Raw genomic sequence first — 13,081 nt, 5'->3', positions numbered from 1 at the left:
ACCTCACCGCGATACGTGCGCCGACACCGCCAGCCACCTGCCGTTCTTCTTCGCCCAGCAATCGGTATAGCGGCCGGCCGCCTGCTGGCCATCCGCCGTGGTGTAGCTCGTTGCGGCGTGGATGATGGCGAAATCGCCCATGATGCGAATGATGACGTCGAACGCGTGCAGATTGCGGATCGCGATCGGCCGCGCCGTCTGCTCCAGGAATGCAGCTCGGTCGACCAGCGTCTTGTCGGGATTGGAGCAGTAAAACTCCGGCGCGAGGATCTCGTCGAAACGCTTGACATCACAATTCTGCACCGAGGTGATGTAGTCGCGGTTGAGTGAGGTGAGCTGTTCGAGGTCCTGGCTCATGGTGCTTGTTCTCCCTGGGATGAGGCCTTCAATCGTCGAACATCTTCGGCGGCACGAAGCCGCCGAACTCGCGTTCGATCAATTCGGCCAGCCTCAAGGGGGTGCGGTCCTCAAGCCACGGGCCGACGATCTGCACGCCGACCGGCAATCCATCCGGCGCAAAGCCTGATGGGATCGCGGTCGAGGGCAGGCCGGGGAGCGTGGCGATGCCGGGCCAGGCGAGCTGGTCGGTGTAGACGTGCTCCTTGCCGTCGATGAGGATGCGGCGCTGCTCCTGGTCTTCCGAGTGAACGTGAGGGTAGGCGGGCGTCGGCATGATCGGACAGATCACGGCATCGAAGAATTTGAACAGCTCGCGCCATTGTGCACGCAGCCGCGTCCGGCCGGCGCTCGCGATCACCCAGTCGCGGTGGCTAAGCGCGATGCCGCGCAGGCGTTCGGCCTGAAGGCTGTCGTTGCCGGCCGGCAGTGCGGCCGCGGCTGCCACGGCGCCTGCGTAGAATTCGGGCGTGAAGCTGGCGCCGAGGAACGACAGCAGCATCCGCATATAGAGGCGCGAGGACGCAGCGAAATCCGGCAGCAGCGGGCTGCTGCGCTCGATCTTGACGCCGGCTTTGGCGAGATTGTCGGCGAGCGTGTTGATGCTTGTTCGCACTGCGGTATCGGTCGGCAGCACCGGATCGGTATCGACCACGAGAACGCGAAAGTCTTTCAGCGAGCCGTGACGCGCGGCGGGCAGCTGGAGCCTGTAAGCCGTGCCGTTGTCGAGCGGGTCGGGCCCGGCCATGACATCGAGCAGCAGGGACAGGTCGCCGGCGCTCCGCGCCATCGGGCCGATCACGGCGAGATCGCGCTCATAGGGTAACGACGGCGCCGGCGGCGGCGTATGGCCACGAGACGGCAACAGATCGAAGGTCGGTTTGTGGGCGTAGACGCCGCAATGAAACGCCGGCACGCGCAGCGAGCCGCCGATATCCGAGCCGAGTGAGAGCGGGCCATAACCTACCGCCAGCGCCGCCGAGGAACCGCCGGAGGAGCCACCCGGCGTGCGGCCGAGATCGTAGGGATTGTTGGTGGTGCCGTAGATGTCGTTATAGCTCTGCCAGTCGGCGAGCCCGAGCGGCACGTTGGTCTTGCCGAGCACGATGGTGCCGGCGTCCATCACGCGCGTCACCGGCAGGGCGTCTTCCCTGGCAATGAAGTCCTTATGGGCCGGATTGCCCCAGGTCGTGGGCAGGCCGGCGATGTTGTAGGATTCCTTCACCGTCATCGGCAGGCCCAGCAGCGGCTTTCGTTCGCCGCGGGCCAGCGCCGCATCCGCCTCGCGCGCGGCGTTCAGCGCGCGATCGAAATCCCGGACGCAGATCGCGTTGATCTTGCCGTCGTGACGTTCGATGCGGTCGATCGCGTCCTGCGTGAGCTCGACGGCGGAGACCTTCTTCGCCGTCAATGCGGCCGACAGTTCGACCGCGCTCTTGAAACTCCATTCCGATTTGGCCACGACATGCTCCTGCGCTTCGCTGGTTGCGATGATGCGCAGTTTCAGCCGATGCCGCAACCGCCGTTTGATCGCGGTTGCTCCGTCCGGAATGCTACCCGCGCAGCATCCGCTGCATCACCCGGTCGTGATAGATGAAGATATGTGCGAGCGCCGCTGCGATGTGAATGCCGATGGTGACGAGCAGCGCCCATTCCATCGCCTGGTGGAGGCCGTCGATGGCCTTGCCGGCAGCTGCGTTGTCGGACGCGAGCATCGGCAGCGGCACGAGATAGAAGAACGAGACGGACCAGCCGCGGAAGGACGCAAACAGCCAGCCCGAGATCGTCGTCGCCAGGACCAGCACATAGAGCAGCCAGTGGACGGCCTCCGAAGACAAGCGCTGCCAGGCGGGCAGGGAGCTTTCGGGCGCGACGGGATGGGTGAGGCGCCAGGCGAACCGGAGCGCCGTCAGCAGCAGGATCGTCAGGCCAATCGACATGTGAAAGGTCATGCCGGCGCCCGGTCTCATGCCCCGATGGATATCCGGCATCAACCAGCCGATCGGGTATTGCACGGCCAGCAGGGCGACGATGAGCCAGTGGAAGATCTTGGCGGGCGTGCCGTATTGAAGGCGGGTGGTCATGAGGATCCTGGCGTTGAGTGGTCGCGCCGGTCAGGGCTGGAAGCCGCGCACGGCAGCATGGGTGAACGGATTGACTGGTCCCCTCACGCGATCACCACCGTCCGGTTTCTGGCCCGGCACCGGAAAGGCATAGCCGATGATGGTCTTGACCACGAGGCGGTCGGACCCTGGCGTCAACCCGTAGCCGACGCCAAAGTTCACGTCGAATTCGCCGGCCTTGAAGTCGGTGACCGCAAACAGCGTGTGCTGCTGGTCCGCAAGCTTGTCGAAATTTCCGATCTGGCCGAGGTCGCTGTAGTACTCGAACCCTGCGAACAGGTCGTCCCCGAATTTGCGTGCGATGCGCGCGGCCGGCGTGAAATGCTGTTCGGCGAACTTGCCGAAATGGATGTCGACAATCGGATTGACGATGAACTCGTAGTCGCTGTTTCGCACCCCGATGATGGGGCGAATCTCCATCGAGAAGCGGGACCGGGAGAATGGCGGTGTTTCGTTGGCGAACTCGAAGTTCACGCCGTAGAAGAAATTGCGCTGTTCGGCATGCGGCGATACGAACAGTGTTCGCAGCTTGAAGGCGTCCGAATAGAAGCGCTCGTCCTGGACCGAGAACGGCAGGTACAGCCCGACCTCCCACCAGTCGGTCACGCCGTAGGCGAATTCCGGGGTGCCGTTGAGGCTGTGATTTGAGGCGAGCCCGCCGGGAAAAGGCGGATTCTTCTGACCGAGTGCGATGTAGTTCAGATGCTGCTGGATCGTGAACTGGCCCACTTCCGCGATCGCGGCGTTGTAGACTTGAATCTCATCGGTCGCGTGCGCGGCTCCGCCCAAGGCTGGGAGGGTCAATGCGACGGCAAGGCCTGCTTCAGTGAGTGAACGATATCCCTTCATTCGCCTCGCCTACGCTGCCCCGATCAATATGCCCACTGCGAGCACGATCGCGCCGCCGAGCACGATCTGGAACACCGCCTGGAGGAAGGGCGTGTCCATGTATCGCGAACGGATGAAGGCGATCGCCCACAATTCGAAGAACACGACGACGCAGGCGATCGCCGTCGCGATCCAGAACGCATTGGCCCAACCGTCAGGCACGAGATAGGGCGCGGTGTGGCCGAGCCCGCCGAGCGTCGTCATCGCGCCGCAGGTGACGCCGCGCAGCCATGGCGAGCCGCGCCCCGTCAGCGAGCCGTCGTCGGACAGCGCTTCCGCAAATCCCATGCTGATGCCGGCGCCGATCGAGGCGGCAAGGCCGACCAGGAAGGTCTGCCAGTTATGATGGGTGGCAAAGGCGGCGGCGAACAGCGGCGCCAGGGTCGAGACCGAGCCGTCCATTAGGCCGGCGAGGCCCGGCTGCACATATTGCAACACGAACATCCGCCTGCGCGTGCGATCTTCCTCGGCGCGCACGTCGGGCTTCAAGATCTCGTCGGTCAGTCTTGCTGCGGTGTTCTCGTGGCTCTTTTCCGCTTCGGCGAGGTCGCCCAGCAGCCTGCGGACATTGACGTCCTCGGCCTGCTCGGCGGCCTTCGCATAGAAGCGCCCGGCCTCGAGCTCCATGGTCTCGACTTCCCTCCGGATGGTGTCGAGCGGTAGATTCTTGGTGAGCCAGATTGGTCGGCGCTTGAGGAATCCTTTGACGTCCTCGCGGCGGATCGGCGGCAAATGCTGGCCGAAGCGCTGCTCGTACATTTCCAACAACATGTGACGATGGCCGCGCTCTTCCTCAGCCATCTGCTCGAACAGCTTGGCCGAGTCCGGATAGCGTTCCTTCAGATCCTCGGCGAAGGTCATATAGATGCGGCTATCCTCCTCCTCGGAGGAGATCGCGACCGCGAGCACCTCGCGCTCGGTCAAATCGGCAAAGTTCTTCACGAATTGGCCTGTTAGCAGTTTAGAATGGTTCTAAACTGATATAGGCTGCAATTCGTTCAGGGTCAATTCACGCGGGCCGCGCGAATCCTGGCAATCCACGTGCCGCCACAATGGCGCTTGAGAGATGGCAGCCTGCCAAGACGTACAGGTTCGAATTCTATTGTGTGAATGGACGGGTGAATAATGGCCAAGGTCAAGTTTCGTCTCAACGATCCGCGGCTGGCGCCCCGCCGCACCAAGCTGGAAATCCCGGGATGGGCCGGCACGCGCGAGCCGCGTGCGAACGGTTCGCGTGAGCAGGTCTGGCATTGCGTGCCCTTTAGCGAGGGGGCGCAATACGGCATCGAGCTGTTCTATCCTTATGACTTCGAGCTTCGTGTCACGACCAGGGACGGCCGCCTGGTCCTCGAGGCCGACTGGGGCGAGCCGCCGGAAGGTGGTGCGGAATGGCCACCGTTCCGCAAGTTCGGCGACGCATTCTACACCTACCAGATCCTGCTCGACCTCAAGGTCGAGAAGGGCATGGCGATTCGGACCGAGCCGCATCCGCGCTTCTATGCCGACCGGACCGACACCGTGCCGATCGCGGTCCCTGCGCTGATCCGCAACTGGTGGCCGATGATGTTCTTTTGCGTCTTCAAGGCGCCGGCCGAAGGCCGAACCCACATCTTCCGACCTAACGAGCCCTTCGCTCAAATCATCGTTATTCCCGAGGAGGCGAACTTCGAGCTCGAGCCCATGGAGGAGGAGGAAGCGGCGGAGCGCGAGCTCCAGGCTCGCCGGATCTACAACAGTCGTCCCAAACTGGCGGCCGGCACCGAATGGACCTCGTCATCCGATACGGTGTTCGACGGCACTTACCGCCATCTCCATCGCGCGGCCAAGGAGAAGGCCCGCAACGAATAGGACCGGCGACCGCTCTCGGACCTGCCGTCTCCTCTACGCCGCGCCGGCCGCGTGAGGTGCTGGCGGTGGAGGCTTCTATCCACCCATCCCGACGGTGACATCGGCAAAAGCAAACAGGACCCGAAGGTCCTGTTCATCTCATTCATGGTGCCAGCGATATCAATAATAATCGCGGCGATAGAAGCTGTGATGGTGGTGATGATGATGGTGATGGTGGTGGTAATACCGCCGATACCGCGGCACCACCACGACCGGCGCGTCGTCATAATAGCGATAGCGCCGATAGAAGCTGTGATGGTGATGATGGTGGTGGTGATGGTGATAGTAGAATTGCGCGACCTGAACATTCTTGTCCGCTTTCGGCGGGGCCGCTTCATCGATGGCTTGCAGCAGGGCGCTGGCATTCGCAATCGGCTCCAGCAGGTCGGCATATGAATTCGCCTGCAGAACGTCCGTCGGCGCCGGTGCGGCTTCGACCGCGCCAAGCGTTCCGAGCGCAGCCACCGCGCCCAATAGTCCGGCGATCTTCTTGTCCATTTTCATCTCCATGGTCGCCGGACGCATTTCCGGTATCCAGCAACGTCAGACATTGCCGAATGTTCCCTGAACCGCGGATTAATGCCTCGTGACGAGACGGAGGCGCCGTTTCAGGCCGCTGCGGCGCCGCGGAGGAAGGCCAGCAGCAGCCGACTGACTTCGGCGGGCTGCTCCTGCTGCACCCAATGGCCGGCGCCGTCGATGAGATGGCAGCCGAGCATCTTCGTGCAGCCGCGCCCCTGCATCGCCTCGAACACGCCGGGCCTCTGATACGTGCCCCAATCCTGCCTGCCCGAGATGAAGCACGAGGGCACGTCGATGCTGCGCCCCGAGAACAGCTGCATCTCGCTGTTGAGCACGCCCGACGTGACGTAGCGATACCATTGCAGCCCGCCCTGGAATCCAGTGCGGCCATATTCGGCGCTGTAATAGGCGAGATCGCCGTCCGGCAGCCATGTGTTGGCGGCGATTGCGGCGCGCGAGGGCATCTCTTTCGCGACCGTCTCGGCCATGGTCTCGCCGAGATCCATCACGTAATAGGTCGGCAGCTTTGCAAGCTCGCTCGCCGACCACGATTTCAGCGGATAAGGCTTGTTGTCGGTCCAGTCTGCGCTCTTGTGATGGTAGTAGGCGCGCAGGAAATCATGCACGCCCTGCGGCGCGTGCTGCATGTCGGCGTTGGCTGTGCGTGTCGAATAGTACCATTGATAGTGGACGCGTGGACGCGGCAGCGCGGCGAGTTCGCGATGAACCGGATCTTCAGCCGCAGGCTGTGCCGGGTTATCGATCGTGTTGAAGGGCAACGCCGGCGCGCCGCCGAACGGCGCGCTCATCAGCGTCACCGAGCGAAACACGTCCGGTCTGATCAGCGCACACCAGGCCGCGACCGGGCTGCCGAAATCATGACCCGCCAGGTCGACCTGCCTGTACCCGAACGCCGAGACCAGCGCGAGCGCATCGCGCACGAGGTTCGGAAGCGAGAACGGCGTGAGGTCGCCGTCGTAGTCGGCGGTCCATCCGGTGGTGCGGCCATAGCCGCGCTGGTCCGGCGCGAGCACGTGATAGCCGGCTGCGGCCAGTGTCGGCATCACCTTGCGCCAGGAGAAGGCGAGCTCGGGAAAGCCGTGCAGCAGCAGGATGCAGGGACGCCCCTTGGTCTCGAAGCCGGCCTCGAGCACATGCATGCGCAAGCCGTTGATGCCGTCGACATAACGCGAGCGGATGCCGGCGGGGAGCGGGATGTCGGGGAGTGATGTCATTGCCTTCTCCGTGAGGCCGCTTCCTACCCTCCAGGGGAGGATGGGAGTTCGCGGCAACAGCAACACTAAATCACACCGCCGCGCACACGAATGCATTGCCCCTGCGCTTGATCTTCCCCACCGACGGCGAGGGGAAATGCGCGGTGCAACACAGCGTCCCGGTGTCGCAATAGCGTTCGAGGAAGCCGCGGCGCGTTTTCGCAGCTGCGGCCGGATCGACGTCGAACTTGATCGACAGCTCCGGATAATGCGTCTGCAGCGGCGAATGCATGAGATCGCCGGAGAACACGGCATCGTCCTTGCCGCGTCCCATCGCAATAGCGACGTGGCCGGGCGTATGGCCCGGTGTCGGCACGATGCGGACGTGGTCGCCGATCTGGTGGTCGTTGCCGACGAGCTCGTGCCTGTCAGCCTCGACCACCGGCAATACGCTGTCGGCGAAGGGCGGAATCTCCGCCTTCGCATTCTGCTCGAACCAGTGGTCGTATTCCTGCCTGGCGAAGACGTAGCGCGCGTTGGGGAAGGTCGGCACCCAACGGCCGTTTTCCAGCCGCGTGTTCCAGCCGACGTGATCGACGTGCAGATGCGTGCACATGACGAAATCGATGTCGTCGACGGAGAATCCGGCGGCGTTCAGTCCGCGCAAATAGGTGTCGTCGGTCTTCACGTTCCATTTCGGCCGCTGCGGCCGCGGCTTGTCGTTGCCGATGCAGCTGTCGACCAGAATGGTGTGATGCGGCGTCTTCACCACATAGGACTGGAAGCACAGCAGCAGCACGTCCTGCTCGTCCAGCGCACGTGCCTGCCGCATCCAGGACCGGTTCTCCGCCAGCACCTCGGGCGTCAGTCCCGGCAGCATCTCCAACGCCGGGATGAACGACGTCTCCTGCTCGATGACGCGATGAATTGTGAGATCGCCGACCGAATATTTCAGGCTCATGAGGACTCCCCGGGCTTACGCCGCCGGCGGCACCGAGATCTTCACGGAGGGCCGTTCCAGCATCTTTTGATGGAAGGCGTCGAGTTTCGGATAGGTCTTGCGCCAGCCGCAATCGGCGAAGCGAAAGTCGGCATAGCCGAGTACGCAAACGAGGCCGATCTGCGAAATGTCGAACGGGCCGTTCAGCACCTCGGGCATGTTCTCGAAGCGCGCCATGCCGGTCCAGGCTCGATTCCAGTGATCGTCCAACCAGGCCTGCCATTGCAGGCCCTGCGGCCGCACCATCTTCTCGTAGCGGCACAGCAGCATGGAATCGAGCATGCCGTTGATCAGTGAGTGATTGGTCTTGGCCTTCCAGCGCCCCGGACCGTAAGCCGGGATCAGGCTGCCGCCGGCGATTTCGTTGAGATATTCGACGATGACGTAGGAGTCCAGGATCACGTCGCCGTCATCTGTGATCAGCACCGGCAGCTTCTTGAGCGGCGTGATCTTCGAATAATCCTCGTTGACCGTGCCCGGTGCAACGGTTGCCGGCGTGAGTTCGATCTTGTCGATCAGTCCGAGTTCGATCGCGGCGATGCGCACCTTGCGGGCGAAGGGCGAGGCGGCGGAGAAGGAAAGCTTCATGGGGAATGTCCTACGGGGTAGCCGGCAGTTGGTTTTCGTCATTGCGAGGAGCGAAGCGACGAAACAATCCAGACTGCCTCCGTAGGACTATCTCTGGATTGCTTCGCTTCGCTCGCAATGACGGAGAGAGGGCGGAGACCTTACGCCGCCACGATCTCCTGGCGCTGCTCGCCAAGGCCTTCGATGCCCAGCGTGACGACGTCGCCGACGCTGAGGAAGGTCGGTGGCTTCATGCCGAGGCCGACGCCGGGCGGGGTGCCCGTGGTGATGATGTCGCCCGGCAGCAGGGTCATGAACTGCGAGACATAGGAGACGCACTTGGCCATCGAGAAAATCATGGTCTTGGTCGAGCCGGTCTGGCGGCGCTGGCCGTTGACGTCGAGCCACATCGACAGGTTCTGCACGTCCTTGATCTCGTCCTTGGTGGCGAGCCAGGGGCCGAGCGGGCCGAACGTGTCGTGCGACTTGCCCTTGGTCCACTGGCCCAGGCGCTCGGTCTGGAAGTTGCGCTCGGAGACGTCGTTGCAGACGCAATAGCCGGCGACGTAGTTGAGCGCATCGGCTTCCGAGACGTACTTGGCGCGGGTGCCGATGATCGCGGCGATCTCGACCTCCCAGTCGAGCTTGGTCGAGCCGCGCGGCTTCTCGACGTTGTCGTTCGGGCCTGACAGCGAGGTGTTGGCCTTCATGAAGATGATCGGCTCGGTGGGAATCGCGGCGCCGGTCTCCTTGGCATGGTCGCTGTAGTTGAGGCCGATCGCGACGAATTTCGAGATGCCGGTCACGGGTGCGCCGAAGCGCGGCTTACCGGAGACGGCGGGCAGCGAGGCCGGATCGATCGCGGCGAGCTTCTTCAGGGATTCCGGTGAATAGGCCTCGCCGGTGAGGTCCTTCAGGTGCGCCGACAGGTCGCGCAGCTGGCCGGATTTGTCGATCAGGCCGGGCTTCTCCGCACCCTTTTCGCCGTAACGAACAAGCTTCATTCTCGTTTCTCCCTTGGGATGGACTGAGCGGTTGATTAGCTTCATGGAACAGGGCGGCGGGAAATTCAACCGCCGAAAAAGGCCTGCAATGCAGCCCTTCCTTGTAGGGTGGGCAAAGGCGCGGAGCGTCGCGGCCACCACCTTGTTTCGATCGCCCGCGATGATGGGCACGCTGCGCTTTGCCCGCCTTGCGATTTGCTACGATTGCAGCGCCACAAACCTGAACGCATCGCCCTCTCGCCGGATATGCCCGGCCGAGAAGTGTCCGCCGATCACCAGGGTGGACGTATCGGCAAACCGGCCGAACAGCTCGCGCCGCGTCACAGCAGACTGCATCTGGTCGGAATCGGCGGTCGAAGACCAGTCGAGATGCGCCATCTGGCAGGGGTGATGAGCAACGTCGCCGGTCAAGAGCCCCTGTTCGCCGTCCGACCTGATCAGGATGCTCATATGACCGGGGCTGTGACCCGGCGTCGGGATCATGCTGATTTCGTCCGAGAACCGGTGATCGCTCGGAATCAGGTCGGCACGTTCGGCATCGACGATCGGCTTCACGGAATCGTTAAAGACCGCCTGCTTGTCCGGCTCGGTCGAATGGTCGAGCCAATGCTCGTATTCGGTGCGTCCGAACACGTAGCGCGCCTTGGGGAAGGCCGGCACCCATTTGCCGCCGACCAGCTTCGTATTCCAGCCGACATGATCGACGTGAAGATGCGTGCACAGCACGGTGTCGATGCTGTCAGGCGGAAAGCCCGCGGCCGCCATCATCTCCAGAAAGGGCGTATTGCGGTTATTCCAGGTCGGGACGTTGCGGCCCTGCTTGTCGTTGCCGAGGCCGGTGTCGACCACGATCCGGCGCGAGGGTGTCTCCACCACCAGCGAATGGATCGACATTTTCAGCCGGCCTTCTTCAGTGGCGAAATGCGGGATCAGCCAGGGCAGCTTCCGGATATCGTCATTGCCGGCCAGAGGCAGGATGAAGCGGGTCGAGCCGACCGTTTCCAGCTCGACCACCTTGGTGATTTTGACCTTGCCGACCTTCCACTGCATCGGGCGAGCCCCCATTTTCTTGATTTGGCGGCCAAAGATGCGCATTTTCCGCCATGAAGCGCAATGGATCATCGGTCGCGATGTTGCGTTATCGATGGAACCTGGACCCAACCCGAACGACGATCAGGGGAGCCCATGCCAGAGCTTGCGATTTCCGCCGACAAGGTGGCCTTCATCATCGAGAAGGCGCGCGAATTCGACGTCAAGGAATCCGGGTCCGATCCGGATTCGGGCTCCAACCCGTCCGATGACGACGAGATCGATGTGCTCGAGGACTCCAATTCCGATCCGGTCGCAGCCGAGCTCGCCGGCTTCATCAGGGCCCTGAACGAGGACGAGCAGGTCGACCTGGTCACGCTGATGTGGCTCGGCCGCGGCGACGGCGATGTCGACGAGTGGGACGATCTGCGCGCCCGCGCGGTCGAGGCGCGCGGCGAATACAAGGCGCCCCGGCGCGAGACGGTGCAATACCTGCTGGGCGAGCCGATGCTGGGCGATCTGCTCGCCGACGCCATGGATGAGCTCGGCATCGACTGGAGCGACGAGCGGACCACGCCCGTCTCGTAGCTGTCAGCGCGCGCAGTCGACGATCACGGTGCCGAGCTTGTCGCCCTTCTCGACGGCGCGATGTGCCTGCGCCGTGTCGGGCAAGGCGAACTGCGCAGCAACATTGTGAATCCGCTGGCCGGCCGCCAGCCATTTCGAAATGTCGGCCTGTGCCGCCGCGAGCAGCGTCGGCGGCAGCGCGAACAGCACGAGGGTGCGCAACGTGATGCATTTCTCCATCAACTCGCGCATGGGGACAACAGGCGTGCGGTTGCCGTTGGTGGCGTAGACCGCGACGGTGGAATTGACGGCCATCAGCTTCAGCGTCGTCGCGATGTTGCCGCCGAAATCGACATCGATGACGCGATCGACGCCGCGTCCGCCGGTGAAGGCCATCGCTTTCGCAATGACGTCCTCGTCCTTGTAATTGACGACGAGATCGGCGCCCGCTTGCCGCGCCTGTTCGCCTTTCATGATCGAGCTGACCGTCGCGATCACCTGCGCGCCACCCCATTTGGCGAGCTGCACCGCATAATGGCCGACCGCGCCGGCCCCGCCGGTGACGAGCACGATCTTGCCGACGATCGGCCCGTCCGCAAACAGCGCGCACCACGCCGTCATCGCGGGAATGCCGAGCGTTGCGCCTTCGGCAAAGGAGAGATTGTCCGGCAGTGGCGTCACCAGCTGTTCGGCCAGCGCGATATATTCCGCCGCGGTGCCGAAGGCGCGGCTGTTGCGTTGTCCGTTGAACAGCCAGACCCGATCGCCGATTTTGAACCGCGTCACGCCCTCGCCGATCTGGTCGACAAAGCCTGCGCCGTCGCTGTTGGGAATGACGCGCGAGAACTCCATCGCGCGATAGCTTCCGCCGCGCCGGCCGACATCGGCCGGGTTGACGCCGGAAGCTTCGAGGCGAATGCGCACTTCGCCCGGGCCCGCGGCCGGCGTCGCCATCTCACCATAGCTGAGAACGTTCGCCGCCGGCCCTGTTTGCTCGTACCAGACCGCTCTCACAGCGTGCCCGGGAAGGCACCGCCGTCGAGCAGGATGTTCTGCCCGGTGATGAAGCCGGCCTTGGCGCCGCAGAGGAAGGCGCAGGCGTAGCCGAACTCGTCGGGCTGGCCGAAGCGGCCGGCCGGGTTGAGTTTTGCGCGCTCGGCCAAAATCTGGTCCGGCGTGACGCCGCGCTTATCGGCCTCCCCCTGCGCGGTGCTGCGCAAACGATCAGTCTCGAACGGGCCCGGCAGCAGGCCGTTGATGGTGACGTTGTTGATCACGGTCTTGCGCGACAGGCCGGCGATGAAACCCGTGAGGCCGGCGCGCGCGCCGTTGGAGAGGCCGAGGATGTCGATCGGCGCCTTCACCGCGGCCGAGGTGATGTTGACGATGCGGCCGAACTTGCGCGCCATCATGCCGTCGACGGTCGCCTTGATCAGCTCGATCGGCGTCAGCATGTTGGCGTCGATCGCCTTGATCCAGTCGTCGCGGGTCCAGTTGCGGAAGTCGCCGGGCGGCGGGCCACCGGCGTTGTTGATGAGAATATCCGGCTCGGGGCAGGCTTTGAGCACGGCCTCGCGTCCGGCTGGCGTCGTGATGTCGCCGACGATCTCGGTGACCTTCACGCCGGGATAGGCTTTGCGAATTTCGTCGGCCGTCTTCTTCAGGGCCTCGGCGCCCCGCGCGGTCAGCGTGACGTCAACGCCGGCTTCGGCCAGCGCGATGGCGCAGGCGCGCCCCAGGCCCTTGCTGGATGCGCAGACGATGGCGCGGCGACCTTTGATCCCAAGATCCACTGTTTCACTCCCGAAAATAGCAGGCAGGTTTTTGGATGGGGCGCACTGTAGCCAACATCGGCGGCCCTGATAAGGGACGGGGCCGCGTCAA

At 63.6% G+C, this 13,081-nt stretch carries 15 protein-coding genes; 2 read left to right on the top strand and 13 right to left on the bottom strand.

Features of this window, described 5'->3' with window-relative positions; translation table 11 throughout:
• Nucleotides 1-3 precede the first annotated feature (3 nt).
• The 5 genes from XH88_RS12975 to mbfA all read right to left on the bottom strand — a co-directional run bounded on the left by XH88_RS12975 (nucleotide 4) and on the right by mbfA (nucleotide 4,349).
• Nucleotides 4-357: a nuclear transport factor 2 family protein gene (locus tag XH88_RS12975; RefSeq protein WP_271668684.1), complete on the bottom strand. Its 354-nt coding sequence runs from the start codon at nucleotides 355-357 to the stop codon at nucleotides 4-6.
• A gap of 28 nt (nucleotides 358-385) precedes the next feature.
• A complete protein-coding gene (locus XH88_RS12970) occupies nucleotides 386-1,858 on the bottom strand; it encodes an amidase (RefSeq protein ID WP_271668683.1) in 1,473 nt (490 codons plus the stop codon).
• A gap of 91 nt (nucleotides 1,859-1,949) precedes the next feature.
• Entirely contained in the window at nucleotides 1,950-2,480 is a 531-nt protein-coding gene (locus tag XH88_RS12965; RefSeq protein WP_271668682.1) for a cytochrome b, read from the bottom strand.
• Between the two features lie 30 nt (nucleotides 2,481-2,510).
• Complete coding sequence (locus tag XH88_RS12960; protein WP_271668681.1) at nucleotides 2,511-3,368, bottom strand: hypothetical protein; 858 nt, start codon at nucleotides 3,366-3,368, stop codon at nucleotides 2,511-2,513.
• A 9-nt stretch (nucleotides 3,369-3,377) separates the two neighbouring features.
• Nucleotides 3,378-4,349 (bottom strand): iron exporter MbfA, encoded by a 972-nt coding sequence (gene mbfA, locus XH88_RS12955; protein WP_271668680.1) that lies wholly within the window; start codon nucleotides 4,347-4,349, stop codon nucleotides 3,378-3,380.
• A gap of 183 nt (nucleotides 4,350-4,532) precedes the next feature.
• Here mbfA and XH88_RS12950 point away from each other — a divergent pair, with 183 nt between their 5' ends.
• Entirely contained in the window at nucleotides 4,533-5,255 is a 723-nt protein-coding gene (locus XH88_RS12950; RefSeq protein WP_271668679.1) for a hypothetical protein, read from the top strand.
• Between the two features lie 159 nt (nucleotides 5,256-5,414).
• Here XH88_RS12950 and XH88_RS12945 read toward each other — a convergent pair whose 3' ends face one another.
• From XH88_RS12945 to XH88_RS12920, 6 genes are all read right to left on the bottom strand, one after another.
• On the bottom strand, nucleotides 5,415-5,792 hold the full coding sequence (locus XH88_RS12945) for a hypothetical protein (protein ID WP_271668678.1): 378 nt from the start codon (nucleotides 5,790-5,792) through the stop codon (nucleotides 5,415-5,417).
• Between the two features lie 110 nt (nucleotides 5,793-5,902).
• Entirely contained in the window at nucleotides 5,903-7,051 is a 1,149-nt protein-coding gene (locus XH88_RS12940) for an alpha/beta fold hydrolase (protein WP_271668677.1), read from the bottom strand.
• 70 nt (nucleotides 7,052-7,121) lie between these two features.
• On the bottom strand, nucleotides 7,122-7,991 hold the full coding sequence (locus XH88_RS12935; protein ID WP_271668676.1) for an MBL fold metallo-hydrolase: 870 nt from the start codon (nucleotides 7,989-7,991) through the stop codon (nucleotides 7,122-7,124).
• Between the two features lie 15 nt (nucleotides 7,992-8,006).
• A complete protein-coding gene (locus tag XH88_RS12930) occupies nucleotides 8,007-8,618 on the bottom strand; it encodes a glutathione S-transferase family protein (RefSeq protein WP_271668675.1) in 612 nt (203 codons plus the stop codon).
• A gap of 140 nt (nucleotides 8,619-8,758) precedes the next feature.
• Complete coding sequence (locus tag XH88_RS12925) at nucleotides 8,759-9,601, bottom strand: fumarylacetoacetate hydrolase family protein (protein ID WP_271668674.1); 843 nt, start codon at nucleotides 9,599-9,601, stop codon at nucleotides 8,759-8,761.
• A gap of 198 nt (nucleotides 9,602-9,799) precedes the next feature.
• Nucleotides 9,800-10,651 (bottom strand): MBL fold metallo-hydrolase, encoded by an 852-nt coding sequence (locus XH88_RS12920; RefSeq protein WP_271668673.1) that lies wholly within the window; start codon nucleotides 10,649-10,651, stop codon nucleotides 9,800-9,802.
• A gap of 135 nt (nucleotides 10,652-10,786) precedes the next feature.
• On the opposite strand from XH88_RS12920, the gene XH88_RS12915 reads away from it, so the two are divergent.
• Nucleotides 10,787-11,218: a DUF3775 domain-containing protein gene (locus tag XH88_RS12915; RefSeq protein WP_271668672.1), complete on the top strand. Its 432-nt coding sequence runs from the start codon at nucleotides 10,787-10,789 to the stop codon at nucleotides 11,216-11,218.
• A 3-nt stretch (nucleotides 11,219-11,221) separates the two neighbouring features.
• On the opposite strand, the gene XH88_RS12910 is transcribed toward XH88_RS12915, so the two are convergent.
• Together XH88_RS12910 and XH88_RS12905 are read right to left on the bottom strand one after the other, a co-directional pair.
• Nucleotides 11,222-12,211 (bottom strand): NADPH:quinone reductase, encoded by a 990-nt coding sequence (locus tag XH88_RS12910; protein WP_333909249.1) that lies wholly within the window; start codon nucleotides 12,209-12,211, stop codon nucleotides 11,222-11,224.
• Entirely contained in the window at nucleotides 12,208-12,990 is a 783-nt protein-coding gene (locus XH88_RS12905) for an SDR family oxidoreductase (RefSeq protein ID WP_271668670.1), read from the bottom strand. The genes XH88_RS12910 and XH88_RS12905 overlap by 4 nt, the downstream gene beginning before the upstream one ends.
• Between the last annotated feature and the right edge of the window lie 91 nt (nucleotides 12,991-13,081).

It is taken from the genome of Bradyrhizobium sp. CCBAU 51627 (assembly GCF_028128765.1).
GTDB lineage: Bacteria > Pseudomonadota > Alphaproteobacteria > Rhizobiales > Xanthobacteraceae > Bradyrhizobium.
The sequence above is the reverse complement of the archived record's forward strand: the minus strand, read 5'-3'. Positions and strand labels throughout refer to the sequence as shown.

Coding starts and splice junctions, on each gene's coding strand:
- XH88_RS12975 (WP_271668684.1), bottom strand. CDS start 357: ATGAGCCAGGACCTCGAACAGCTCACCTCACTCAACCGCGACTACATC.
- XH88_RS12965 (WP_271668682.1), bottom strand. CDS start 2,480: ATGACCACCCGCCTTCAATACGGCACGCCCGCCAAGATCTTCCACTGG.
- XH88_RS12960 (WP_271668681.1), bottom strand. CDS start 3,368: ATGAAGGGATATCGTTCACTCACTGAAGCAGGCCTTGCCGTCGCATTG.
- XH88_RS12950 (WP_271668679.1), top strand. CDS start 4,533: ATGGCCAAGGTCAAGTTTCGTCTCAACGATCCGCGGCTGGCGCCCCGC.
- XH88_RS12945 (WP_271668678.1), bottom strand. CDS start 5,792: ATGGACAAGAAGATCGCCGGACTATTGGGCGCGGTGGCTGCGCTCGGA.
- XH88_RS12940 (WP_271668677.1), bottom strand. CDS start 7,051: ATGACATCACTCCCCGACATCCCGCTCCCCGCCGGCATCCGCTCGCGT.
- XH88_RS12935 (WP_271668676.1), bottom strand. CDS start 7,991: ATGAGCCTGAAATATTCGGTCGGCGATCTCACAATTCATCGCGTCATC.
- XH88_RS12930 (WP_271668675.1), bottom strand. CDS start 8,618: ATGAAGCTTTCCTTCTCCGCCGCCTCGCCCTTCGCCCGCAAGGTGCGC.
- XH88_RS12925 (WP_271668674.1), bottom strand. CDS start 9,601: ATGAAGCTTGTTCGTTACGGCGAAAAGGGTGCGGAGAAGCCCGGCCTG.
- XH88_RS12920 (WP_271668673.1), bottom strand. CDS start 10,651: ATGCAGTGGAAGGTCGGCAAGGTCAAAATCACCAAGGTGGTCGAGCTG.
- XH88_RS12915 (WP_271668672.1), top strand. CDS start 10,787: ATGCCAGAGCTTGCGATTTCCGCCGACAAGGTGGCCTTCATCATCGAG.